The 26240-nt window shown below is 42.3% G+C and carries 22 protein-coding genes and 1 pseudogene; 12 read left to right on the forward strand and 11 right to left on the reverse strand.

The genetic code is table 11. The features are described from left to right. Window positions 1-475 precede the first annotated feature (475 nt). Window positions 476-1465, reverse strand: coding sequence for a carboxypeptidase-like regulatory domain-containing protein (locus tag BM090_RS17070; protein ID WP_091516516.1), 990 nt, complete (start codon window positions 1463-1465; stop codon window positions 476-478). Between the two features lie 177 nt (window positions 1466-1642). On the opposite strand from BM090_RS17070, the gene BM090_RS17075 reads away from it, so the two are divergent. The 3 genes from BM090_RS17075 to BM090_RS17085 all read left to right on the forward strand — a co-directional run bounded on the left by BM090_RS17075 (window position 1643) and on the right by BM090_RS17085 (window position 6896). Further along, window positions 1643-3337 (forward strand): hypothetical protein, encoded by a 1695-nt coding sequence (locus BM090_RS17075; protein WP_091516517.1) that lies wholly within the window; start codon window positions 1643-1645, stop codon window positions 3335-3337. 103 nt (window positions 3338-3440) lie between these two features. Further along, entirely contained in the window at window positions 3441-5966 is a 2526-nt protein-coding gene (locus tag BM090_RS17080; protein ID WP_091516518.1) for an FtsK/SpoIIIE family DNA translocase, read from the forward strand. Between the two features lie 3 nt (window positions 5967-5969). Then, complete coding sequence (locus BM090_RS17085) at window positions 5970-6896, forward strand: S66 peptidase family protein (RefSeq protein WP_091516520.1); 927 nt, start codon at window positions 5970-5972, stop codon at window positions 6894-6896. A gap of 4 nt (window positions 6897-6900) precedes the next feature. On the opposite strand, the gene BM090_RS17090 is transcribed toward BM090_RS17085, so the two are convergent. Further along, window positions 6901-8295 carry a sugar transferase gene (locus tag BM090_RS17090; protein WP_091516524.1) on the reverse strand — a complete coding sequence of 465 codons (1395 nt, stop codon included), beginning with the start codon at window positions 8293-8295 and terminating at the stop codon, window positions 6901-6903. Between the two features lie 50 nt (window positions 8296-8345). Beyond that, window positions 8346-9233: a hypothetical protein gene (locus BM090_RS17095; RefSeq protein WP_091516527.1), complete on the reverse strand. Its 888-nt coding sequence runs from the start codon at window positions 9231-9233 to the stop codon at window positions 8346-8348. A 79-nt stretch (window positions 9234-9312) separates the two neighbouring features. Between BM090_RS17095 and BM090_RS17100 the strand changes: the two genes are divergently transcribed. From BM090_RS17100 to pdhA, 3 genes are all read left to right on the forward strand, one after another. Beyond that, window positions 9313-9990, forward strand: coding sequence for a protein-L-isoaspartate(D-aspartate) O-methyltransferase (locus BM090_RS17100; protein ID WP_091516531.1), 678 nt, complete (start codon window positions 9313-9315; stop codon window positions 9988-9990). A gap of 342 nt (window positions 9991-10332) precedes the next feature. Then, on the forward strand, window positions 10333-10899 hold the full coding sequence (locus tag BM090_RS17105; RefSeq protein ID WP_091516534.1) for an NUDIX hydrolase: 567 nt from the start codon (window positions 10333-10335) through the stop codon (window positions 10897-10899). Between the two features lie 126 nt (window positions 10900-11025). Next, entirely contained in the window at window positions 11026-12045 is a 1020-nt protein-coding gene (pdhA, locus tag BM090_RS17110) for a pyruvate dehydrogenase (acetyl-transferring) E1 component subunit alpha (protein WP_091516538.1), read from the forward strand. Between the two features lie 471 nt (window positions 12046-12516). Here the strand turns inward: pdhA and BM090_RS17115 are convergent, their stop codons facing one another. Next, window positions 12517-12879, reverse strand: coding sequence for a lipocalin family protein (locus BM090_RS17115; protein ID WP_143084027.1), 363 nt, complete (start codon window positions 12877-12879; stop codon window positions 12517-12519). A gap of 186 nt (window positions 12880-13065) precedes the next feature. Further along, window positions 13066-13488, reverse strand: coding sequence for a DUF5606 family protein (locus BM090_RS17120; RefSeq protein ID WP_091516544.1), 423 nt, complete (start codon window positions 13486-13488; stop codon window positions 13066-13068). Between the two features lie 226 nt (window positions 13489-13714). On the opposite strand from BM090_RS17120, the gene BM090_RS17125 reads away from it, so the two are divergent. Next, window positions 13715-15589, forward strand: coding sequence for an OmpA family protein (locus BM090_RS17125; RefSeq protein WP_091516547.1), 1875 nt, complete (start codon window positions 13715-13717; stop codon window positions 15587-15589). 40 nt (window positions 15590-15629) lie between these two features. Here the strand turns inward: BM090_RS17125 and BM090_RS17130 are convergent, their stop codons facing one another. From BM090_RS17130 to BM090_RS17140, 3 genes are all read right to left on the reverse strand, one after another. Beyond that, entirely contained in the window at window positions 15630-16496 is an 867-nt protein-coding gene (locus tag BM090_RS17130) for an Rpn family recombination-promoting nuclease/putative transposase (protein ID WP_091516550.1), read from the reverse strand. Window positions 16497-16679: 183 nt separating this feature from the next. Then, window positions 16680-18812: a methionine--tRNA ligase gene (gene metG / locus BM090_RS17135; RefSeq protein ID WP_091516554.1), complete on the reverse strand. Its 2133-nt coding sequence runs from the start codon at window positions 18810-18812 to the stop codon at window positions 16680-16682. Window positions 18813-18967: 155 nt separating this feature from the next. Further along, on the reverse strand, window positions 18968-19390 hold the full coding sequence (locus BM090_RS17140) for a MerC domain-containing protein (protein WP_091516557.1): 423 nt from the start codon (window positions 19388-19390) through the stop codon (window positions 18968-18970). Window positions 19391-19565: 175 nt separating this feature from the next. Between BM090_RS17140 and BM090_RS17145 the strand changes: the two genes are divergently transcribed. Beyond that, a complete protein-coding gene (locus BM090_RS17145; RefSeq protein WP_091516559.1) occupies window positions 19566-20513 on the forward strand; it encodes a hydrogen peroxide-inducible genes activator in 948 nt (315 codons plus the stop codon). A 59-nt stretch (window positions 20514-20572) separates the two neighbouring features. Here the strand turns inward: BM090_RS17145 and BM090_RS17150 are convergent, their stop codons facing one another. The 3 genes from BM090_RS17150 to tyrS form a co-directional block, all read right to left on the reverse strand. Continuing rightward, window positions 20573-21646 carry a mannose-1-phosphate guanylyltransferase gene (locus BM090_RS17150; RefSeq protein ID WP_091516562.1) on the reverse strand — a complete coding sequence of 358 codons (1074 nt, stop codon included), beginning with the start codon at window positions 21644-21646 and terminating at the stop codon, window positions 20573-20575. Window positions 21647-21864: 218 nt separating this feature from the next. Beyond that, window positions 21865-22440: a YfiR family protein gene (locus BM090_RS17155; protein ID WP_091516566.1), complete on the reverse strand. Its 576-nt coding sequence runs from the start codon at window positions 22438-22440 to the stop codon at window positions 21865-21867. 165 nt (window positions 22441-22605) lie between these two features. Further along, window positions 22606-23901, reverse strand: coding sequence for a tyrosine--tRNA ligase (gene tyrS / locus BM090_RS17160; RefSeq protein WP_091516571.1), 1296 nt, complete (start codon window positions 23899-23901; stop codon window positions 22606-22608). Window positions 23902-24007: 106 nt separating this feature from the next. Here tyrS and holA point away from each other — a divergent pair, with 106 nt between their 5' ends. The 4 genes and pseudogenes from holA to BM090_RS18540 all read left to right on the forward strand — a co-directional run bounded on the left by holA (window position 24008) and on the right by BM090_RS18540 (window position 26234). Beyond that, complete coding sequence (holA, locus tag BM090_RS17165) at window positions 24008-25033, forward strand: DNA polymerase III subunit delta (RefSeq protein ID WP_091516574.1); 1026 nt, start codon at window positions 24008-24010, stop codon at window positions 25031-25033. 28 nt (window positions 25034-25061) lie between these two features. After that, the gene (locus BM090_RS17170; RefSeq protein WP_177199998.1) at window positions 25062-25619 is read left to right on the forward strand and encodes a helix-turn-helix domain-containing protein; all 558 of its coding nucleotides are present in this window, start codon (window positions 25062-25064) and stop codon (window positions 25617-25619) included. Between the two features lie 164 nt (window positions 25620-25783). After that, window positions 25784-25843, forward strand: a pseudogene (locus tag BM090_RS18950) (hypothetical protein); the annotation flags it as partial. A 250-nt stretch (window positions 25844-26093) separates the two neighbouring features. Further along, window positions 26094-26234, forward strand: coding sequence for a hypothetical protein (locus BM090_RS18540; RefSeq protein ID WP_177199999.1), 141 nt, complete (start codon window positions 26094-26096; stop codon window positions 26232-26234). Window positions 26235-26240: the final 6 nt, after the last annotated feature.

Here is a 26240-nt window from a genome sequence, read left to right on the forward strand (position 1 = left end):
TTTTTCAGTGCCTCGCTTTTCAAAATCTTAACCCCTCTCTCGTTTAATCGGGGTGCAAAGGTCAGAAACTTTTTTTTAACTTCCAAATCTTTTTCGAAAATTTTTAAAGTTTTTTCAAGTCTCTACTCATATCAATCGCTCAACACAAGCTCCTTTTCCTTTTTTCAAGACTTTAAGCCGCTCTCGTTAGAACCGCTCTTCCTTAATCGGGTTGCAAAAGTCAGCGTTTTGTTTTTATTCTCCAAATATTTTCGCAAATATTTTTTGAGTTTTTTTATCGCCCTCTATAACTCGTTAGCTAACAACATTATAAAGCTCTTTTACTACTACATAGAACCACCTTCTTTCAAGCCGCCCCTCCTTTATCGGGCTGCAAACATCCCCCCTTTTTCTCTATTTTCCTAATATTATCCCAAATTATTTTTAAAAATATTATCAATAACCTCATCTTTAATGAGTTATAAAAGAAAGATTTTTAGGGATACGACGGAATTTCTACAAAAGCAGCCATTTGGTAGTTGCCGACGAGTGAAAGAACCCATTGATTAGGATTTCGGGTGGTTTTAGAAAAGCTTTGTAAAGCTGTTTTTTCCTTCAAATTATCCTGTGGCATAAAACATGGCACAAATTGGTGTAATTGGTGGTCTGTGAGCTTTTCGACAGAAATAAACTGGTCGTTTTCTATTATTCCCAAAAAATCTAAAGCAAAAAACAACCCTTGCGTCGGTAACATGATACACTGCTCACTAATATCAAATTCCAAAACTTCTTGGTTTTTACCGACCTCCATCACTAAATTCTCTAACAAAACATCTTTGGAAGCAGGTTTTTCGTCAAAATCGGGCTTATGTGCGTGCAGACGCACCAATATTTTAGTGTTTTGGACAGGTACAGTTACTGTAATCGGGTCGCTAAAGCCTGTTTCGTCTTTGAGTATCGTATAATTTCTGTCGTCGCTTATCAAAAACTTGACTTTGCTCACCTTCACCGAACGCCTATAAGTATTATTTACTCGCACGGCAATAGAGAAATCATCGTGCATTAAGCCATGGAGTTTCCCTTTATACCAAAAGCCTGTCCATTCGCGCTTGCCAATCTTGCCGAATTTGTCAGCAGCCCCCATCTTCTCGCGTTTGCGAACTGGCGTTTGAGTAACTGTTACTTCCTTTAATAAGAGATTTGATGGCACAAGAAAAATCGTGTCGGGCAATGTGGCGGCGGCAAACACTACTTTATTATAGCCAACCGACGAAAAGCGAATAGAATCCGAAGATGTGGCTTTGAGGCTGAAAGCTCCCGCAAAATCCGTATAAGTGCTTTGTTGTGGCGAAGAAACCGAAACCAACGGTAAAGGCTTGCGGGTGGCTTGGTCAAAAACATGCGCCGAATACGCTGTAATATGTGTTTGCGCCTGCGCGGTAAACTTCCCTCCTATTATAATAAGCAATAGAATGAGTTTTTTCATGGAATAGACAAAGATAAGGTCAGTTTATTTCTTTCTATTCGGAGTTACCTGTATTATATAGTAACATTGTTTCCGATTCAATTAAATATTTGCCAAATTACAAACATTCAAGAAAAATAATAAAACAACGTATCTTTTATATCTTTGGGAAGATTAAACGCACATTTTACGCAAACAATGAAACAGCATTTACTTACATTATCATTTTTGGCGGTAGCAGGTTTGGCGCAAGCGCAAAGCACGTTTGCACCCATCAATTACGACTATTATCATTTGCCAGACCGTTATGAGATTCGTTCAGGACGTTTTGCCGACGGATTTTTTACGAGTAGCAAAGCCTACGAACGTAAAGGCATCGCACAATTAGCCGACACCTTGCTCGCAGATTCGGCGGCACGTTGGTCGGCGGCAGACCGTTTTAACCTCACTTATTTGCAAAATGACAATGCCGAATGGAGCAAAGCCCCAAACGCTCAAAGTCGTAAAGCCATTTGGGGAACATTTTATCAGCAAAAAGCCGATTTGTACCATTATTCGGACAAAGACTTTGATTTGCATGTTAATCCTGTCATTTATTTTCAGGGCGGAAAGGACAAAGACGTAGATTATACGCCTTATATTAATACGCGCGGCGTAGAAATTAGAGGTACGATTAATAAAAAGGTCGGGTTTTATACGTTTTTGAGCGAAAACCAAGCCAGTTTTGCGGGCTATGCCAAAAACTACATAGACTCGATTCAGGCTGTGCCGCAAGAGGCTTTTATCAAAAATTTTGATGGCCAAGTGGTTGGCAAAAACTCTAATAGCTACGATTTTATTACGGGCAGGGCTTATATTTCTTTTAATCCCGTTAAAAATATCAATGTGCAGTTTGGGCAAGACCGCCATTTCATCGGAAACGGTTACAGGTCTATGATTTTGTCGGATTTTGCGACAAGCTATCCGTTTCTAAAACTCAACACGCGCATTTGGCGATTTGAATACACTAACCTTTTTGCCCAAATGAAAACAAGTTCGCGTTTGGCAAATGATAAATTTATTCCTAATAAATTTTTGGCACTGCATCATTTGAGTCTTAACGTAACCAAGAGTTTTAACATTGGCGTTTTTGAATCCATTATGTTTGGCCGCGACGATAGTTTGCGCAACGGAACATTTGATTGGGCGTATTTGAATCCTGTCATTTTTTACCGTTCGGCGGAGCAGCAGCAAGGCAGCCGCGACAATGCGTTTTTGGGGATTGATTTTAAATGGAATTTCCTAAAACATTGTTCTTTGTACGGCCAATTGGCGCTTGACGAGTTCAAACTCGACGAAGTGAAAGCGGGTAACGGCTGGTGGGGCAACAAACAAGCTGGGCAAATCGGTCTGAAATATATAGATGCTTTTGGGGTTAGAAACTTGGATTTGCAAGGCGAAATAAACGTAGCTCGTCCGTATATGTACGCACACAAAGACGCTTACGGCTCTTATGCACATTACAATCAGGCGTTGGCGCATCCGTTGGGCGCGAATTTCTACGAATACATCGGAATTTTGCGTTATCAGCCTGTGGGTCGTTTGATGTTTACAGGCAAAATGTTTGTGAGCAAATACGGCGAAGACACCGACTCTTTCAATTCGGGTGCAGATATTCTCAGAAGCTACAGCAGCAAACGCCAAGAATACGGCAACAAAATTGGGCAAGGCATTCAGGCCAAACAATTGTATGTGGACGCGACGCTTACTTATCAAGTCAAACACAATTTGTTCTTTGATTTGAAGATGATTTATAGAGATAAAAAAAGCGATTTGGCCGAATGGTCGCGCAAAACAACCTTCTTGTCGGCGGCGTTGCGCTGGAACGTAGGGCAACGTTTGTCAGAATTTTAAATAATGAAATTTTGCTTACTTTTGTGGACGGGCATGGCTGCGGCTGTGCCTCGTCTTTTATTTTATAGCAATACCATCTGAAAAAGAAATAATCGCACCCACAATGGCGCAAAATACATACAAAAACACGCCCAAAGAACCCCAAGTGGAAAATCCAGCGGCGGCGAGTAAAAGCAAAGCAAAAAGCGTAAAATCCATTAAAATAAACCCAACCTTTTTGCAAGACCCCAAATTCAAATTCTCGTTGGGTTTTGCCTTAATGTTGTTTTCATTTGCAGTCCTAACAGCTTTATTTTCAGCTTTATTTACAGGCAAAGCCGACCAAAGCGTTGTAGAAAGTTTGTGGAACGGCACGCTCCGCGAGTCGGGCAAAGAAGCCGAAAACTGGCTCAAGTTGGGCGGTGCAATCATTGCATATTTTTTAATGTACAAATGGTTTGGTATTTGTTCGTTTTTTGTTCCGCCATTACTTTTTGCGGCAGCCTATCGCGCCATTTTCAAGAAAAGTTTGATTAACCTCAACCGCATTACACGCTTTGCCGTGTTTATGGCTTTGTGGGTGGGCTCGTTGTTGGGCTATGTGGTGTATTTGTCGGAAGCCGAAACCAGTTTTGGATTTTTGAGCGGCGGTATCGGCTACGAAATAGCTTTCTTTTTCCATGATATGATTGGCTGGGGAACGTGGCTTTTGTTGGTGTTTAGCGGCGGTTTGTTTATGCTTTATTTCTTCGATTTGTCCGTACCAACTGGTAAACCCAAAGAAGAAAAACAACCAACACCCGAACCTGTCATTACCGAAAAACCAATTATTACGACTTCTGTGCCACTAATAGACGAAGAAGAATTTGAGAAAAATCAGCAAGCTGAAGAATTAGACGAAGAGACGGACGAAGAAAATTTGGAAATCTTAGACCAACAACCTCCCGTAACGCCTGTTTTACCAGAAACACCTAAAATTCCAGCAGAACCCGCCTTTACAGTAACCAATACACCAACGCAGGCGCAAGAAGAAGACGAGCAAGACAAAGAACCTGAGTTTGTGATAGAAAAAACGCCGACAGAAATCCTGCTCGACGATGACGACTACCAACGTGCCGCCCTAAACGCTGGCGTTGGAGACTATGACCCAAAACTGGATTTACCGTCTTACGCCTACCCTATTTTGGATTTGTTGCAACCGCATACGGGCAATAACGTACACATCAACAACGAGGAACTGGCCGCCAACAAAGATAAAATCGTGGATACGCTCAGCCAATACGGCATTGCGATTTCCAACATCAAAGCAACGGTAGGGCCTACGGTTACGCTTTACGAAATCGTGCCTGCACCAGGGGTTCGTATTTCCAAAATCAAAAGCCTTGAAGATGATATTGCCTTGAGTTTGGCCGCGTTGGGCATCAGGATTATTGCCCCAATCCCTGGCAAAGGCTCAATCGGTATAGAAGTTCCTAACAAAAACCGCGAAATGGTTTCGATTCGCTCAGTGCTAGCCAACGAACGTTTCTTGAAATCAGATAAAGAATTGCCAGTTGTTTTGGGTAAAACCATTTCTAACGAAGTGCTTATCATTGACTTAGCCAAAATGCCTCACTTGCTCATGGCGGGTGCGACTGGGCAAGGTAAATCGGTGGGTTTGAACGTATTATTGGCTTCATTGCTGTACAGCAAACACCCTTCGCAACTCAAATTTGTGTTGGTGGACCCCAAAAAAGTAGAACTTTCGCTTTTCAGCAAAATAGAACGCCATTTCTTGGCCGCACTACCCAACTCGGAAGAGGCCATTATTACCGATACTAAAAAAGTAGTGAATACACTCAACTCGCTTTGTATCGAGATGGACACGCGTTACGATTTGCTCAAAGAAGCCAATTGCCGCAACCTTCGCGAATACAATACCAAATTTGTGGAACGTAAACTTAACCCCGAAAAAGGACACAAGTTTATGCCTTACATCGTGTTGGTTATTGACGAGTTGGCGGATTTGATGATGACGGCGGGCAAAGAAGTAGAACAACCTATCGCACGTTTGGCACAATTGGCGCGTGCCATCGGTATTCACTTGGTAGTGGCCACGCAACGCCCTTCGGTAAACGTTATTACGGGTATTATCAAAGCCAACTTCCCTGCGCGTTTATCGTTTAGAGTAACCTCGAAAGTCGATTCACGCACGATTTTGGACACTGGCGGCGCGGAACAATTGGTCGGTCAAGGGGATATGCTTTTCTCGCAAGGTTCTGACCTTATTCGTTTGCAATGTCCGTTTGTGGACACGCCCGAAGTGGAGCGTGTTTGTGATTTTATCGGCGGACAACGTGGCTACGATTCGGCCTATCTATTGCCCGAATACGAAGGCGAAGACGGCGGCTCAGACAAAGCTGAATTTGACCCATCCGAACGCGATGCACTTTTTGAGGAAGCGGCACGTACCATCGTGCTACACCAACAAGGCAGTACTTCTTTGATTCAACGTAAATTAAAACTTGGTTACAACCGTGCGGGTCGCCTCATCGACCAACTCGAATCGGCGGGCATCGTCGGGCCATTCGAGGGCAGCAAAGCCCGCGAAGTGTTAATCAAAGACGAGTACGCGCTGGAGCAACTTTTACGCAAAATTTCAGAGAAATAAACAATGGCCAATTGCATCATTCCCCCAGCTCTCCAGCGCGGCGACAAAGTCATTATTGTTGCTCCAAGCAAGGCCATTAGCGGCCAAGCTGATGTGGCACACGCACGCCAAATCTTGGAAAGTTGGGGATTGAAAGTGGAATTTGCAAAACATTTATTTGCCCAACATCATCAGTTTGCAGGCACTGATGCGCAACGCGCTGCAGACTTGCAAGCCGCTTTCGATGACACAAGCATCAAAGCTGTGTTTTGCGTACGCGGTGGCTACGGCATGAGCCGAATTATTGACCAAATTATTTTTGATGGAATAAAAAACAGTCCCAAATGGGTGATTGGTTTTAGTGATATTACGCTGCTGCTTAGTGAATTATATCAAAACGGTATGGCCAGCGTACATGGTATTATGCCCAAACTTTTTGGCCAGCAAGGCGCGGAATATTCCGTAGAAAGTTTGCGCCAATGGCTTTTCAAAAAATCCATTCAATACCAAATAACAGGAAGTGCTTTGAACAGAGAAGGCACAGCTACCGCCGAACTGGTGGGCGGAAACCTGACGATGTTTTGCCATGCCATCGGCACGCGTTCCGAAATTGACACACGCGGTAAAATTCTGTTTTTGGAAGATGTAGGCGAACATTTGTACCACATCGACCGCCTTTTTTGGCAGTTGCGGCGCAGTGGAAAACTCGCAGGTTTGGCAGGCTTAATCGTGGGGCATTTCTCAGACATGGAAGATAATACGCCAAGTTTCGGGCAAAGCCTCCAGCAAATCGTCGCGACGCACACACAAGATTTTGATTACCCAATAGCCTATCATTTTCCTGTTGGCCACGAACCCCAAAATGTGGCATTGCCATTAGGTGTACCATTACAGTTTTCTGTTGGAAAACGATACGTTAGCTTGCAAACGCCCCAAACTTATTTGGTCTAATAGCTTATTTTCCGCTACCTTTTAGCACGGTCAGCACCGTATAAATCATAATGCGGAAGTCCATTGCCAGCGACATATTTTCGATGTAAATAATATCGTATTTGAGGCGGCGCACCATTTGCTCCACATTTTCGGCGTAGCCGTATTTCACTTGTCCCAAAGACGTGATACCAGGTCTTACGCGGTTCAGATGCTTGTAATGCGGGGCTACTTTTACGATTTGGTCAATAAAATACTGGCGTTCTGGGCGTGGCCCCACCAACGACATATCTCCGATAAGTACATTATAAAATTGCGGAAACTCATCAATGCGGGTTTTGCGCATGAATCTACCCCAAGGCGTAATGCGTGGATCGTGGTCGGAAGAGAGTGCAGGGCCTGCCTGTTCGGCATTCGTGTACATACTCCGAAACTTATAAATACGAAACGGCAAGCCGCCTTTCCCGATTCTTTCTTGTGAATAAAAAATTGGCCCTTCAGACGAAAACTTAGTCATCAAGGAAACAAACAAGTAAAACGGCGAACCAATCGTCAGCACTGCCAGCGATGCGCCTATATCCATGCCGCGTTTTACAACTTGCTGCCAAACGGGCATTAGTTCTTGTCTGATTTCGACCAAAGGTGTACCAAAAACATGACTTACGCGTACCGCCCCAATCAAGATTTGATATAAGTCTGGGATAATACTCACATTCACATTTGTGCCTTCTACACGGTTAAGAATATCCTCAATAAGTTTGTGTTCGGAAGGCTCGGTGGCTATCACCACTTGCGTAAGGCTTTTCTCCTGAATAATATTTTCCAGATTGGTATAACTTCCCAAATGCGGAATCTCGGTAAGAAGGTGTTCGCGCTCTTCGGCCGTATGCACGTAGCCCAAAATACGATTACCCAAAAAACTATTAGAGCTTTTTAGTTCTTCATAGATTTCTTTGGCCTTTTGTTCTGAGCCTACAATCACCGTATTAAAATAAATAATTCCTTTACGAATAAGGCGGTGCAAATGCGTAGTAACTGACACGCGCAAAAGCAATTCCCAAAAGCTATGAATCAGAAAATACGCAAAGGTGTAGAAATAAAAACTCGAATGGCCCGCAACATCATCATCCAGTAGAATGGCAACCGAAATAATAGACACGCCCACAAAAGAGACGGCCAAAATAGACAACACTTCCTTTACGCGAGAACGGCGATACACTTGCACATAAAAACCCGCAATCGCATACACCAGCAACCAGAACAAGCCAATCACTGCGCCACTTTCGAGGAGTGTAAACCAAACACTTTCATTATAGTCTGCCGTAACGTATTTGCGGGCGATATAAAAACTTATCCAAGCCAACAACGCGGCCAAAAAGTCTGCCAGTAAATAATAAGTGCGTACTATATTTTTTTTCATTACTCTAAATAAAGCTATCTTATAAACTACTAAGTGTGTCTGAAATATTGTTACATCTGAACAAGCCGCAAATTATCTACAGCAATAAAATGCTCTTGTGCCCCATCTGATTTCCCCAAAATAACAAACTGAAACAGACTACCCGTCTCATGAGAATAGGATTCGGGATACATTTCATCTCCCAAATACACATAAACACGCTTCCATTGATTAGCCGTAGCATTGAGCGTCAGACCATAAATATACTGATGTGTGCTAGTAGATTGCACATAAATACCCACACCAATTGGCATGCTGCATTTATAGCTCATTTCCAAGTAAGTAGGTTTGTACGACGGAATAACAGTACTATCGGTCTGCAACATTTGCAACGTTTCTACCGAATCTTTGGCCGCTCGCATAATGGCATACTGCTCCCCATTTTCTGGATAATTATCCGTATTGGCGACAAACTCTAGTGGTACGGTACTTTCTTTGCCTTTCTTGATTGCAAACCCTGTAACTCCCTCAAAACCATCTTCAACTAAAACTTTCGTCGGCGTAAATTTATAACTCGGCGTAAGTTTAGCAGTTTGACCTTTAATAAATTGTACGCTGTGCGTACTACGCGAATAAAACGGATATGCTACGCGCTGCGTACGGATGCCATCTACATAAACACCCGCATCTATCCAAACCGTAGCCGCTGAGCCATCTTCATTCGGAATAATAGGGATGCGCTTGGCTGGCAACTCGTACGTCCCGATGTATTTAGAATTGACATAAACCCACGCATCCGTAATGCGCTGAATCGGCATTCCATAGCCATTATTATCAAAACTAAAGGTATCGATTTCTAAATACGCGGGTTCTTTTTGCTCGGGGTTGATAATATCGCAACCCGAAAAACTCGTGAACAAAAACGCTAAAAATGCGGTTAAAAGTACTGCTCGGTTCATAATCAAAATACAAGACGGGGTACAAAACTAAGGCTTTTTTTAGAAGGATAATCTATATTTGTAGGATAAAATAGAATCAATGTTTGTAATAGAAGACACATATCGCCAACAAGGACTACGACGCGGCTTGCTCCGTATATTGAAAGAAAAAGGCATCGACAATCCTGAAGTACTGGGGGCTATTGGCAAAGTCCCTAGACACGTTTTTCTCGAAAGAGCCTTTTTAGAACACGCCTACGACGATAAAGCTTTTCCCATTGGCGAAGGTCAAACCATTTCACAACCCTATACCGTTGCCCGACAATCCATTTTACTAGAAGTACAAAAAGGCCATAAGGTGTTGGAAATAGGAACGGGTTCGGGCTACCAATGTTGTGTCTTGCTTACTTTAGGCGCAAAAGTTTTTTCTATCGAATACAACCAAAATCTTTTCCGAACTTATACCAATTTGTTGCAACGCATGGGATACAATGCTACGTTCCGCTGTGGTGATGGCTCTTTGGGCTGGCCTACTTACGCACCTTTCGACCGTATTTTGGTAACAGCGGGTGCGCCTGCCGTGCCTGATGCCCTCATTGCACAACTCGCCCCCAATGGCATTATTGTCATTCCTGTCGGAGCTGACCGACAACAACGAATGCTACGAATACGAAAAGATGCGCACGGCAATATAACCTCTGAAGACTGCGGCGAAGCGGCTTTTGTACCTTTGTTGGGGGAAAATGGCTGGGATAAGACTTCTTTTTTTAATAGATAAAATGATTTCCCTTCAGCCAAAAATCTTTGATAAATACGCACTTCGGTGCGTATTTTTTGTATTAATGCTTTATGTATGTGCCTCCATAAACTTCTGTATAAGCGTCCTAAACTCTTGTATAGCCTCCACGAACTTCTGTATAAGCGTCCTGAACTTCTGTATAGCCTCCACAAACTTACATTATGCCTTCTTAAACTCTTGTATAGGCTTCATTTAAAGCAGATATGCAGAATTATATGTATTTTTTGGCTTAACAATTAGTTTTTTTGTACCGACAAACTTATCTTTTAGGGCATTTATTAAATATCTCCTCATTTACATTTTTACATTTAGAATAAAATAATGCTATCCTTCACAGACACTAAGTTATTAGTAGAAAAATATAACGCATTTAACGAAACGGAGGCGGCTTTTAAGACACAGGTTTTAGACTTTTTGGAAAAAAATCCGCACAACTTCGCCGACCGCCACAATCTCAACGGACATCTTACTGCTTCGGCTTGGATTCTGGACGCAACCTTCCAAAAATGTTTGCTCATTCACCATGCCAAACTGCAACGTTGGTTTCAGGCAGGCGGCCACATCGAACCCGAAGACACAAGTCTTGAGCATGCGGCTTGGCGCGAGGCTACCGAAGAAACAGGCTTGAAAAGTTTAGAAACATTGTCCCGCTACCCACAGATTTGGGACATCGACATTCACCCAATCCCCGCAAATAAGCAGATGGCGGCGCATTTACATTTCGATATTCGCTTTGCTTTTATGGCCACAGACAAAGAAATTTTGCCACAATTGTCAGAAATTACAGACATTCGATGGATAAATTTGTCCGAATTGCCCAACTACAACGATTCCGAATCACTTTTGCGCATGAAGTCTAAAACATTGGCATTGTGTGAGAAATTCTAATTTTGCACCTTTGCGTACAGGTTTAGAATTTTTCTGGACTAAAATCACTTTGCATTTAGATTTTGATTTAATTCGCAAATAGCTTTCGTTGCTATACCCTATAATACCCCTTAACGGAACAATACCATGAGAGAAAAAAACAAAGTAAAATCGGAGAAAGTAACTTACTCAAAAGAAACGTATCTGTTTTGGTATGAGAGTATGTTGCTCATGCGCAAATTTGAGGAAAAAGCAGGACAACTTTACGGCCAACAAAAAATCAAAGGCTTTTGCCACTTGTATATAGGCCAAGAGGCTTGTGCGGCTGGTTCGGCTTCTGCTTTGCGCAAAACCGACAAATATATTACGGCTTACCGCGACCACGCTTTGCCATTGGCATTGGGTACGTCGGCAAATGCCATTATGGCCGAGCTTTTCGGCAAGCAAACGGGCTGCTCTAAAGGGAAAGGCGGTTCGATGCACATTTTCGATAAAGAAGTAAACTTCGTAGGCGGACACGGCATCGTGGGAGGACAAGTGCCTTTGGGTGCGGGTTTGGCTTTCGCTGAAAAATATTTGGGTACAGACAACTTGTGTATCGCTTACATGGGCGATGGCGCAGTACGCCAAGGTGCTTTGCATGAAGCCTTTAACATGGCGATGTTATGGAAATTACCTGTAATCTTTGTAGTAGAAAACAACGGTTACGCGATGGGTACTTCCGTACAACGCACATCGAATGTAACAGAACTTTATAAACTTGGTTTGTCGTACGATATGCCTTCTGAGCCTGTAAACGGCATGAAAGTAGAAGACATTCACGAAGCAGTAAGCCGTGCTGCCGAACGCGCAAGACGTGGCGATGGTCCTACATTCTTGGAGTTCCGCACGTATCGTTACAAAGGTCACTCGATGTCTGACCCTCAAAAATACCGCACCAAAGAAGAGTTGGAGCAGTACAAAGAGCAAGACCCAATAGAAGACGTTCGCAACACAATTTTGACACAAAATCTTGCAACTGAAGACGAACTAAATGCCATCGACGAAAAAGTAAAAGAAGTTGTGGCCGAAAGTGTGCGTTTCGCCGAAGAGTCTCCATATCCTCCAGCAGATGAGGTGTACAAAGATATTTACGTAGAAGACAATTATCCGTTCATCGTTGAGTAATTTTCTTTGAAGTAAAAACAAATAAAAAAATATTATTGAGCAGCAAAGGTAAAAGTAGCAGTAACTCCATCTTCAATGGTTGTTACTTTTAATTTAGAAGAGGTAAGTTCATTTACTATAGCAGCTGTTATTTCACCATCTGCATCCATCATAACAATAGCCGTTTTATCTGTGTCGAACGATTACAAATGTCGCAAGGCAATTACAGAAAAATGAAAATATTTATATTTATATAAGCAAATAACAAACTATTACTATTGCCAAAATAGTAGAAATTAATCTTTTTGAAATGTTGTCCTTTCCTTCATCATCTGCATTACCCCAAAAGCCCACAATAGGGATTGATAAACACTATGAATTACAAATCCAACAACTTAACGAATACCTAAGGCATATCATCGAAAAACTCGTGGAAAGACAATAAAACAAATTCCCTTGTAATCAGCTAGTTATAAGGGAATTTATGGATTTTCATATTGCTTTAAATTTATAAAATATAGTAAATGTCCCGTCAATATTTGTCCAAGAATAACGATATTTTAGCGTTGAGTCCGAAACTTCCACGTATTCTAATTTATTCATGTATTCGCTACTCAACTTAACGTACATAGATTTTTTGTCTGTATTTACGCCCCACGTGCCATTAATAACACTATTTTCTCTACATTTCAAATTTCCTTCTTGGGACTCTACTGTATAATCTAATTTATAGGTTACAACATTATCCCTGCTACATTCTGGCAGCACATCCGTACTCAATACAGCACTTCCTTTATAATTAGGACTAATAGTGCCAGATTCAAATTTCCAACTTTTAGCAGTCAGCTTAACCACATCAACATCAGGAGGTTGGGGGTTATCTTTTTTACAAGAAGCTTGACTAAACAAACCCATTAAAAATAAAAAAATAATCGTTCTAACGTTTGCCATATTATGTGTTTTAAGAGAATAGAATAATAAAAGAGCCGCTAAACTTTTTGTAAACTTAGTGGCCCTTTTATTTGTGCAAAATCAAAAGAATTAAGCGGGAGCTTCTTCGGTTTTGGCTACAAACAAATCTGGAGCGTATTGCACCAAAATATTATACCAAGAAACTAATTTTTTGAGGTCGGAAGTATAAACGCGGCTTTTGTCGCAGTCTTCAATTACACCAAACACAAAATCCCAAAGTTCTTTTTCCGAAGACTTAGACGAAAGTTCTACGGTTTTGCCTTCGTATTTCGTAAAAATATCCATCAATACTTTTTCCAAAAGCACAGAACCTTCTTTGGATGTGGTATAGATAGAAATTTCTTTCAGAATCGAAACGCGGCTTGTGGCACCTGCTACGATTTTACTTTTTTGAGCGTCAAGGGTTTCGAGAATTACACCTGTACGTGTTGGTTTGCTAATACGGAAAAGACCGCCTTTGCCTGAAATCGTCGCAATATCTTGTAAGTTCATATCTAACGTATTGTGTGTTGAAAAATAGTTTTCGTTAAGAGATTATCAGCACATAAACGAAAATCGTTGCTGTTTATTGAGCTGTATCCGTATTCTAAGCATTTTTAGAGGGCGCAAATTTAACAATAAATGCTATTAAAATAACATTGACTGCCAAAATTGAAGCAATGTGATATATATTTCTGCGAAATTTCGTTAGTTTTTCAGCCTCTAAACAAAAGAAATTATGTTGAAGAAACAAAAATATATCTTCTTGGCTTTGTGGCTGGGCAGTTTTGGCCTCTCGTATGCCCAAAACGATGTGAAGCTGCTGGAAAAAGGGAAAAAATTTATTGAAGCGAAAAATTTCCCTGCTGCCGTCAAATTTCTGGAAGATGCCGTAACCGCCAATCCAAAAAATGCCGAAGCCAATTGGCGATTGGCCCAAGCCTATTTGCAAAGTTCACCCAAAAAACGCGCCCTTACTTTCGCCGAAAAAGCCGTTAGCCTAAGCAATCCCGTACCCGACGAAATGTATTTTACGTTGGGGCAAGCGCGGCACATTGCACACGATTTTGATGGGGCGATAGACGCATACAAACGTTCTGACTCAAAGCGTTATAACCGCATAGAAGTTGCGCGATTGGTGCGTCAATGCGAATTTGGGAAAAAATATGTGGCTTCGCCCACGGCAGCACGTATGTCCAACATGGGCAACGTCGTAAACACAGCCAACTCCGAGTATTTGCCTTTTATCACTGCCGACCAAATGCGCCTGTTTTTCACCTCGCGCCGCGCCAGCACCACAGGCGGCGAACGCGACCCCGACGACGGTCTTTATTACGAAGATATTTACATTAGCTACAATCGCGGCGGAGCTTTCGACGCAGGCCAAAATTTACCTTCGCCCATCAACACCAAACAACATGATGCTTGTATCGGCATTTCGCCCGACGGCCAGACCATGTTTATTTACAGAGGCACAAACGGCGGCGACATTTATATTTCGGAGCTAAAAGACAAGGAATGGAGCAAACCCGTAGCCTTTGAGAACAACAGCCCCGCGTTTGAGTCGTCGGTGTGTATGTCGGCAGACGGGCGAAAGCTATTTTTCGTTTCCGACCGCAAAGGCAACAAAGATATTTATATGTGTCTCCGACAAAAAAACAAATGGGGGCCACCGCGTATTTTGAGCAATAAAATCAATACGCCTTACGACGAGGAATCGCCCAACTTGCAAGCCGATGGCAAAACGCTGTATTTCAGTTCCAAAGGCCATAGCAGCATGGGCGGCTACGATATTTTTAAAATCCCGATGGGTGCAGGCGATGCCACTGGCGCACCCGAAAATTTGGGTAGCCCCATCAATACTGCCGCTGATGACTTGTATTTTTCACTTTCGGCAGATGGTAAGTATGGTTATTTTGCTTCCGAAAAAGAAGAAGGTTTAGGCCGCCAAGATTTGTATGTGGTGCGTATGCCGCCGCCGCCTCGTCCGCCAGATGTGGCACTGCTCAAAGGCACAGTGCGCGACGAGACGGGCAAGCCGCTCGAAGCGACTATTTCTGTTTCGGACAATGTGAGCAAAGAACAAGTAGCGCAATTCAAATCCAATGGCAGCAGTGGCGAATACGTCGTGGCATTGCCAGCAGGCCGCAACTACAACGTAACCATTGAGCAAAAAGACAGGCTTTTTTATTCGGAAAATGTGTCGATGTCTTCGGAAGGTGGCTACACCGAATTACGCCGCGAAGTGAAACTTTCCAAGCCCGAAACAGGCGCAAAAATTATTTTAAATAACGTGTTTTTTGATTCGGGAAAAGCTGAATTGCGACCAGAATCCGCCACAGAATTACAAAGACTCGTGCAACTTATGCGCCGACTTCCCAAACTCAAAGTAGAAGTAAGCGGCCATACAGATAATGTTGGAAATGAAAGGATTAACCAAAAACTTTCGGAAAGTCGTGCCGCCGCCGTACGTACTTTTCTCACGACACAAGGCATAGAAGCCATGCGCCTAACAGCCAAAGGTTACGGCAGTGCCAAACCGCTCGGCAACAACGCCACCGCCGAAGGTCGCCAACAAAACCGCCGCACAGAATTTGTGATTACGGGAATGTGATTTGAATAAAAACCCCGCTAAAATTTAGCGGGGTTTTGTTTTATTTTTCGAGGCGTAATAGTTCTATTTGCTCAACTGTTAAGCCTGTGTACTTCGCTATTTTTTCGTTTATTTCATTATCGGATAGCATAATTTTAGCGATTTCAATACTTCTATCTTGCTTTGCTTTATCTTCCGCTTCCAGTTGCAAACTAAGAGCATCGCTCGCCTTGACGTGCAAATAGTCCAAATAACGATTATACGCATAATGCTGGTCTTTGTCCAAACGCATTATATCAAATGCCTCTTTTGCTTCGGCCAAACCTTTCGCCTTAAATTCGTCTTTGACTTCGCTATTTTTGAGAAAATAAACCCACTCATCAAGCGTATCGGTGGCAACATCGTTAAAACTATTCACTTTTATGATATAATATTCAGGAAAAATATCCGAGACATTGAGTTTCGTAAAAGTCTTTTTTTGCTTGCTCGACAGTTGTAGTACGTCTTTTTGGTGCAAGCCCTCAAAATTTGTTTTGCCTTGATAAATATAATCTTTGCCTTGCCCTAAGTCAAAATAGACAATGTTAATCGAAATTACTTTCTTGATTTCTGAGTAGGCTTGCCCTAAACTCAGGTTTTCTGTAATGGCTTTGGATACGCCATAAGCCATTCTGTGAAAGAAGTCAATTTCGTAGGTGTTTTGAATTTCAATAATAACTAACTCATTTTTAGAGTTTTGTGTTAAAATATCAACTCGATTATACTTGTCTTTGTCAATTTCTTGATTGCTTTCGCTTTCTAATATTTCTTTGATTTTAATATCTTCAAAGAGCAGTTCGGACAAAAAACCTTCCAAGACTACAAAGTTAGCCTTATCACGAAGCAGCCTTTTGATAGCCCAATCAAACCGAATTAGTTTTTTGCTCATCTTGTTTCTTTTTGGTAAAGAAAAGAAAATTTAGTCAGATTTTCAGTGACTAAGAAGACATTAGCTTGGGATTTTGGTAAATCGGCACTTACAGAATTTGTGATTATGGGAATAAACACGAGAGTGGGGGGAGCCAATAAATTGGCTCCCCCCACTCTCGTGTTTTAAACAAAAATCTAAAAGTTAGCTAATTGTTCCGCCGTTGATAATCTCTTTGGACGGCACAACAAACGCCAAACTTCCGTCTTTGTTTTCGGCCATCAGAATCATGCCTTGAGAAGTGATGCCTTTTATTTCGCGCGGAGCCAAATTAGCCAACAAACAAACCTGCTGCCCGATAATGTCGGCAGGATTATAATGTTCGGCAATGCCACTTACTACCGTGCGTTTGTCCAGCCCAGTATCCAAAGTAAGTTTGAGTAACTTTTTGGTTTTGGGTACGGCTTCCGCTTCCAAAATCGTAGCGACACGTATGTCCATCGCCCCGAAATCCTCAAAAGTTACGGGTTCTTTGGCTGGCGGCAATGGCTTGGCAGCCAATTCATTGGCTTTTTTAGTATCCAATAATTTTTGTACTTGCGCGGCTACTACGTCGTCTTCTATTTTATCAAAAAGCAATTCGGCTTGTGCTATTTCATGGCCTTCGGATAAAAACCAAGTGGCACCTGCTGCAACCCATTTATCACCTTCTCTTTCTCTTATTTCAGGATATTCACCAGAAGGGAAATATAAAGGGTTATTAATGCCTAATATGCCATACAGTTTCTTCGATGTAAATGGCATGAACGGTTCACAGAGTACAGCCAAACTTGCTACTACTTGAAGACTTATATGTAAAATTGTTGCTGTTCGTTCGATATCAGTCTTTATTAGTTTCCATGGTTCTGTATCGGCAAGATACTTATTCCCCATACGGGCTAATTCCATAAATTCGTTTTGAGCTTCTCTAAAACGATAAGCCTCAATTGAAGTAGCAATACGCTCAGGAGTTATTTTTAACTTCTCAAGTAATTCATTGTCAATATCATATAATTGCCCGCGACGTGGAACTTTTCCACCAAAAAATTTATGCGTAAGTACAACGGCACGGTTCACGAAATTGCCGAAAGTGGCTACCAGTTCGTTGTTGTTGCGGGCTTGGAAATCTTTCCACGTAAAATCGTTGTCTTTGGTTTCGGGTGCATTGGCGCAAAGCACATAACGCAATACGTCTTGTTTTTGGGGAAAATCTTGCAAATATTCATGCAACCAAACCGCCCAGTTGCGGGAAGTCGAGATTTTATTTCCTTCCAAATTCAAAAACTCATTGGCTGGCACGTTGTCGGGCAAAATGTAATCGCCGTGCGCCTTGAGCATTGCAGGGAAAATAATACAGTGGAAAACAATGTTATCTTTTCCGATAAAATGCAAAAGTTTGGTGTCTGGCGACTGCCAATATTTTTCCCAATCCGCAGATTTTACGTTTTTGTGCGCCGCGTGTTCAGGGTTTTGTTTGAAATAATCCTTTGTAGCCGAGATGTAGCCAATCGGCGCATCAAACCAAACATACAACACTTTGCCTTCTGCGCCCGCTACGGGAACAGGCACGCCCCATTCGAGGTCGCGCGTAACAGCACGCGGCTGCAAGCCTTGTTCAATCCACGATTTGCATTGACCGTAAACATTTGTTTTCCAGTCTTTATGGCCTTCCAAAATCCATTCGCGCAACCAGCCTTCGTATTGGTCTAATGGCAAAAACCAGTGTTTAGTTGGGCGCAATACGGGCGGCTCGCCACTCAACATTGAGCGCGGATTTACTAACTCCGTCGGGCTAAGCGTAGAACCGCAACTTTCGCATTGGTCGCCGTAGGCGTTTTCGTGTCCGCATTTCGGGCAAGTGCCTTGTATGTAGCGGTCGGCCAAAAATTGTGCGGATTTCTCGTCGTAGTATTGTTCGGAGGTTTGCTCTACAAATTTGCCTTCTTCGTATAATTTTTTGAAGAAAGCCGAAGAAGTTTCGTGATGCGTTGCGTTGGAAGTACGCGAATAAATATCGAAGCTAATACCAAAATCTTTGAACGAATCGCCGATAATTTGGTGATACTTATCTACGGCCTGTTGCGTAGTAATGCCTTCTTTTTTGGCGCGAATCGTTACGGGAACGCCGTGTTCGTCCGAACCACAAACAAAAATCACATCGCGGTTGCGCAAACGCAAATAACGCACATAAATATCGGCAGGAATATAAACACCAGCCAAATGCCCAATATGCACAGGGCCGTTGGCATACGGCAAAGCCGCCGTAATGGTATATCGTTGTGGGTGTGCTAATGACATAATTGATTTACAGCCTTTTGGCTGCCCAAAATATATTTTTGATGAAAATTAAAAACAGTGATTAGGCCGTAAAAATACATATTCAGGCCAATAATCACACTATCAGACGAATCTGACCAAGAAAACAAGAGAAATTTACGGAAATATATGTGTGCTTATGCTTCTTGCATAGCACGCATCATGGTAGTGGGTTTATGGGAAACTTGGCAACCTTTCGTACAAACCGTCAGGCGGCGCAATTTCCAGTTCAGATAATACGCCCAAGCCGTAACGCCACCACCGATGGCCATCATGACAGGTTCGTAGTTGGCAGGCAATAATGTTTTGGTAATCAGGATAATACCAAAGCCCAAAGCCGCCGTAAATAACGCAGAAGCGCGTTTATGAATTGAAATATAGTCTTTACCCAACGTGTAAGCGGCAATAAAAACACTGCTTACCAATAAAGTATTTTCGACCACAGGGTCTGCCCAAAAACTTTGACCCACGAGCGGCGCAAGCGTAAGCAGCAAAGGCAAGCTCACACAGTGAATCGCGCAAATAAGCGAAAGCGACAAACCAAGTTTTTCTAATTTCATTTTCTTTATATCTAAACAAAAAGATAATTTTTTCTGGAATGGCTGCAAAGATACAGTCTTGCAATGATGTTGCAAATAGATAACCAATATTTGAATTAAAATAGTTCGGATTGGGGAGAAAAATAATTAGGTTGTATTTTTGTTCTATTCCCCAAAACAAAGCAATTGCGTAACTATGAACTTTCAACAATTAGAATATTTGGTCGCGGTGGACACGCACCGCCATTTTGCCAAAGCTGCCGAATCGTGTTTCGTAACACAGGCCACTTTAAGCATGATGCTTAAAAAATTGGAAGAGGAATTAGACGTAATTCTTTTTGACCGCAGTAAACAGCCCGTCGTCCCGACAGCCGTCGGCGTGAAAGTAATCACACAGGCGCGGCGCATTTTGAGCGAAGCTAACCAACTCAAAGACATCGTGTTGCAAGAAAAAGGCGAACTTACGGGCGAGTTGCGCGTGGGAATTATCCCGACGGTTGCCCCGTATTTGCTGCCGCTTTTCCTGAAAAATTTTACCGAAAAATATCCCAAAATCAGTCTTTACATTCACGAATACACCACCGCCAACATTATCGAAAAACTCAAGTCTGGGGAAATTGATGTGGGGATTTTGGCCACGCCGCTACACGAAAAAACCATCGTGGAAACGCCACTTTATTACGAGCAATATTTTTTGTATGCCAATGAAAATGAAGCTGATAACGACAAAAAATATATTGTGCCGTCGGATATTAATTTAGAAAAATTATGGCTGTTGGAAGAAGGGCATTGTATGCGCAGCCAGATTTTGAACCTCTGCGAACTAAAACGTGAATCGGCATTTTACCACAAACTCCACTACGAGGCGGGCAGCATCGAAACGCTTATGAATCTGGTGGACAGCCATTACGGCATTACCGTCATACCAGAACTGGCCGCCGTACGCCTCAGCCCCGCCCAACAAAAACAACTTCGGTATTTTGCGCCACCTTCGCCAGTGCGCGAAATTAGCCTTGTGAGCCATTACCAATATGTAAAAGAAAGATTGGTTAAAGCCTTGAAAAATAGCATTTTGTCTGCCATCCCCGACAAAATGAAAGAACAAAAACCAATGCAAATTCTGGACATTCAAGCACAAAAATAAAGCGAGATTCGAGCCTTTTGCCCAAATCTCGCTTACTATATTTTCTATTTTTTTTTAGACTAAATAAAACGCTTGTCTTTTTTGGCTTTGGCATCGGCCACAAACTCTTTTACGCGCTGTTCCTCGTCTTTTTGGCAAATCATAATGATACCATCCGACTCGGCCACGATGTAATTAGACAAACCTTGTATCACTACCAATTTATCTTTAGAGGTTTTGATAATACAATTATTGGTATCGTAAAGCATGGCGTTGGCCTCGATAACGTTCTGGTCTGCGTCTTTGTCCATGATGTCGTACAAAGATTTCCATGTTCCCAAATCCGACCAACCAAAATCGCTCAACAACACAAATACGTTGTCCGATTTTTCCATAATACCATAATCTATCGAAATGCTTTTGCATTGTGGATATGCTTGCTCCACAAAAGATTCTTCTTTTTCGGTAGAATAATATTTTTGTCCTTCGTGGAAAAGCTCGTGCATTTCGGGTAAATGTGCTTCAATAGCCTTAATCACAGCCTTTGCGCTCCAAATAAAAATGCCAGAGTTCCACACAAAATCGCCGCTATCCAAGAAGGTTTGTGCCAATTCTAAGTGCGGTTTTTCTGTAAAGGTCTTTACTTTTTTCAGTGCCGAATTACCTTCGATGTACTGAATATAGCCGTAACCCGTGTCGGGGCGGCTTGGCTTAATGCCCAACGTAATCAAAACATCTTTGTTATAAGAGTTATACAAGGCTGTTTTGATGGTTTTCTCAAATTCTTTTTCGTTCAAGATCACATGATCGGCAGGCGAAACCACAATGTTTGCATTAGGATTTTTGCATACGATTTTGTGGGCAGCGTAGGCCACACAAGGAGCTGTATTTTTACCGACAGGCTCTAAAAGTATTTGGTCGTCGTCCAAAAAAGGAAGTTGATTTTTGACGAGCTGATAATAATCTTTATTGGTTACGATATAGATATTTTCTTTGGGGCAAACATCATGAAATCTATCCACCGTTTGCTGAATAAGGCTTCTGCCCGTACCCAATACATCATGAAACTGCTTCGGGTTGCTTGTACGGCTGAAAGGCCAAAAACGGCTGCCAATCCCGCCAGCCATAATAACTACATAACTATCGTTGTGCATTATATTTCAAATAAAAATTATTTCGAATCAAAAAAGAAAATGAGGCCGCAAAAATATCAATTTAATAGCAAAATAGCCATTGTTTTGAAATATTATCACTTTAATAACTTTTTGCTTTGTAGAATCAATAACCGAAAACAGCAAAAAGTAACCGCTTTTAGATAAAACAAACGCCGCCCAAAATGGACGGCGTTTTTATATGAGAGCTAATAAAATACTTAGTTTATTAAAATAGCAATGCTTTTTAGCTGCGTTAGCACTTTAAGATCTGTTTTGTCAAGAACTGTCGTATTCATTTCAAATTTTGGTTTACCATCCAACGACACAAAGTTAATTGGGCTGCCCGTTTTGGCTAAACCTGCTTTTTGGGTGATAATCAACGTATTCTTGTTGCAAGTGCGCAACGCTGTACTCAAAAAATCACTGCTTTGTACAGGCAAAATAAGCATCGGACAAACTTTGTCCACTTCATTGACGTTTTTGTAACGCTTCACCAAAATTTTGCGACCATTCACCGTCTTTACATCAGCCATTTTCTTTAGCTCATCTGCAAGACCCGTTTCGCCCACTATGCCAATCGTAAATTCGCCTTTGCCATAATCAGAAGGCCATTGAATATATTTCGTAAAGTTATAAATATAAATACAATGAATTCTATATTCGGCAGAGCGAGCATCAGCAGGAGCTATTTCTGACTGAGCAATAGCAGATTTACTACTGAAAATCAGGGTTGTAAGTATTGCAAAAACAGTAAAAAATGTTCTCTTTAAGTACATAGCGATTATATTTTGCATCTGTTCGTTTTTGATTATCTATTAAAAATATCGCAAAGTAACAGAAGGGTCATTCGTTTTCAATGGGGTAAAAGTACGTGTTTATATGCAAAATAACAATTATCTGCAAGCGAAATTACCAACATTTTATTTACACTAAATCCCGAAAGCGCACAAAAAGTAACTCTATTGTTCTATTTTTAATAAGAAATAATCCTTTTTGCCTTTCTGTACGAGTAGATACTTATTTTGCAACAATGCAAAATCCGTGCCTAACTGTTGTTCGGCAATTTTGACCTTATTGATACTCACACCGCCAGCAGCAATCATTTTACGCGCCTCGCCTTTGGATTTGAAAACCAAACCATCCAAGCCAGCACCCAACAAACTAACCACATCCGTAGCCAAATCCTCTGGGCTTACGCTTGCTTGCGGCACGCCTTCAAACACCGTCAAAAGCATTTTTTCATCTATTTGCGCCAATGCTTCAGTTGTGGCTTTGCCAAACAAAATATCAGAGGCTTGTACCGCCGCTTCGTATTCGGCCAACGAGTGTACGCGTACCGTAATATCTTTAGCCAGAGCCTTTTGCAAAGGACGTGTATGTGGTGCGGCGGCGTGTTCGGCCTCCAACGCCTCTATTTCCTCTTGGCTTAAAAGCGTGAAAATGCGAATATATTTTTTAGTGTCGTCGTCCGAGCAATTGAGCCAAAATTGATAAAAAGCATACGGCGAAGTTTTCGCTGGGTCGAGCCATACGTTACCGCTTTCTGTTTTACCAAATTTGCCACCGTCGGCTTTCGTAATCAATGGCCACGTAACGGCGTAAGCCTCGCCATTGGCTTTGCGGCGAATAAGCTCCGTTCCCGTCGTGATGTTGCCCCATTGGTCAGAACCACCCATTTGCAAACGGCAACCCTTCGTCTGGAACAAATGCAAAAAGTCGTAGCCTTGTACCAATTGATATGTAAATTCCGTAAAAGACATGCCTTCGCGCTCTTCGCCCGAAATACGTTTTTTTACAGAATCCTTAGACATCATGTAATTGACGGTGATGTGCTTGCCGATGTCGCGAATAAAGTCCAAAAACGAAAACTCTTTCATCCAATCGTAGTTGTTCACGATTTCGGCGGCGTTAGGAGCTGCCGACTCAAAATCCAAGAACTTGGCCAATTGCTGACCGATAGCGTCCTGATTGTGGCGCAAAGTGGCTTCGTCCAACAAATTACGCTCGGCAGATTTGCCCGAAGGGTCGCCAATCATGCCCGTAGCTCCACCCACCAACGCGATAGGTTTATGCCCTGCAAGTTGAAAATGTTTGAGTCCCATTACGCCCACCAAGTGGCCAATGTGCAAAGAGTCGGCGGTCGGGTCTATGCCCACGTAAGCCGTCGCGACACCTTGTTTCAACATATCTTCCGTACCTGGCATTACGTCGTGAATCATGCCACGCCAACGCAATTCTTCTATAAAATTCTTCATCAAAATTTATTTAACGATTTCTATCTAATTTTGTAACGGCGCAAAATTATTATTCTTGTGCGTGTAGTCCTAACATTTACCCCGAATTTAGCATAAACAAAACATTATGCCCGTAAGTCCCGAATCCGTTATCAAAGACCTCAAAGAACAGAAGTTTGCACCCGTGTATTTTCTGCAAGGCGAAGAACCTTATTACATAGATTTGATTTGCGATTTGATAGAAAAAAATGCACTTCCAGAATCTGAACGTTCTTTTAATCAGGTAATTATGTACGGAAAAGATGTGGACATGGGCGTAGTGCTCAACAACGCCCGCCGCTTTCCGATGATGGCACAAAGGCAAGTGGTAATCGTAAAAGAAGCGCAAGAACTGGCCGATTTGAACAAAGAAGAAGGCCAAAAATTACTGGGGAATTATATACAAACGCCGTTGCCGTCCACCGTATTGGTGTTTGCACACAAGCACAAAACCATTGACGGGCGCAAGCCTTTGGCTAAGATTTTGGATAAAATGGCCGTGTTGGTGGACTCGCCCAAAGTTCGAGATTACAAATTGCCCGACTGGATTAGTGGTTATTTTCGGGAAAAAGGACTCACCGCCAAGCCGTCCACACTGCAACTCTTGGCCGAAAATATCGGGGCAGATTTGAGTCGATTGGCCAACGAAATAGACAAACTCAGCATCAATTTACAGGGCAAGCAAACCGAAATTACGCCCGAACTCGTGCAACAATACGTGGGCATTAGCAAAGATTACAATGTGTTTGAATTGCAAAAGGCTTTAGTAGAACGCAATGTTTTGAAGGCAAACAAAATTATCCAATACTTTGAAGCTGATCCAAAAAGCAATCCGTTGGTGCTGAACGTGGCCGCTCTGTTCGGATTTTTTACCAAAGTTTTGCTGGTACACGCCGCCACCGACAAAACAGAAAAAGCATTGGCCGCACTGCTAAAAGTAAACCCGTTTTTTGTGAAAGATTATTTGGCGGCTACTCGTACTTTTCCGTTTGGCAAAACCATCCAAATCATTGGTTTTCTGCGCGAAGCCGATATTCGTTCCAAAGGCATTGATAGCGGCAACGCCACCGAAGGCGAAATTATGAAAGAACTGATTTTTAAAATTTTGCATTGATAAAGCAAAGAATCAAATCTTACTGCCTATGAAAATCTATATTAAAAATATGGTGTGTCCGCGCTGCATCACGGCAGTAGAACAAACCTTTGGGGCATTGCAAATAACACCGCTTAATGTGCGATTAGGCGAAGTTGTTTTGGCCAAGCCACTGGCCGAAGAAGAAAAATTGATGCTTAAAAACCAGCTACAAACGCAAGGTTTTGAGCTGCTCGACGATGCCAAAAGCCAACAAATCGAACAAATAAAAGCCCTTGTCATTGAGCATATTCACCAGAAAGAAGACCAAAAATTTGCGATTGCCGATACCGTGTCGCAGGCCTTGGGCAAAGAATATTCGCAACTCAGCAAGCTCTTTTCCGAAACCGAAGGCCTGACCATTGAGCAATATGTTATCCGACAAAAAATAGAAAAAGTAAAAGAGTTGCTCGTGTACAACCAACTGAATTTAAGCGAAATAGCTTTCAAACTTGGTTATAGCAGTGTGGCGCATTTGTCGGCACAATTCAAGAAAGTAACAGGACTTACGCCGTCCGAATTTCGGCAACAGGGCATTGGTTTGCGCAAGTCCTTAGACCAAGTGTAACCGCTTTTCCATGAAAACATAAATCCTTTCCAAGATTTCGTAACGCCGCCGCTGGGTTTGCCTGCTAATTTTGTGCAAAAGAAAATTAGTGAGGCCGTGAAAGAGTTGTAAGAGGCCGTGAAAGAGTTGTAAGAGGCCGTGAAAGAGTTGTAAGAGGCCGTGAAAGAGTTGTAAGAGGCCGTGAAAGAGTTGTAAGAGGCCGTGAAAGAGTTGTAAGAGGCCGTGAAAGAGTTGTAAGAGGCCGTGAAAGAGTTGTAAGAGGCCGTGAAAGAGTTGCAAGAGGTCGTGAAAGAGTTGCAAGAGGTTGTGAAAGAGATGCAAGAGGTTGTGAAAGAGATGCAAATGGTCGTGAAAGAGATGCAAGAGGTTCTGAAAGAGTTGTAAGAGGTCGTGAAAGAGTTGTAAGAGGTCGTGAAAGAGATGCAAGAGGCCGTGAAAGAGATGCAAGAGGTCGTGAAAGAGTTGTAAGAGGTCGTGAAAGAATTGCAAGAGGTCGTGAAAGAGTTGCAAGAGGTCGTGAAAGAGTTGCAAGAGGTCGTGAAAGAGTTGCAAGAGGTCGTGAAAGAGTTGCAAGAGATTCAGTGGATGAAAGCTCGGCCATATTTATTTACCTAACATTTA

The organism is Flexibacter flexilis DSM 6793 (assembly GCF_900112255.1).
In the GTDB taxonomy this organism is placed as follows: Bacteria; Bacteroidota; Bacteroidia; order Cytophagales; family Flexibacteraceae; genus Flexibacter; species Flexibacter flexilis.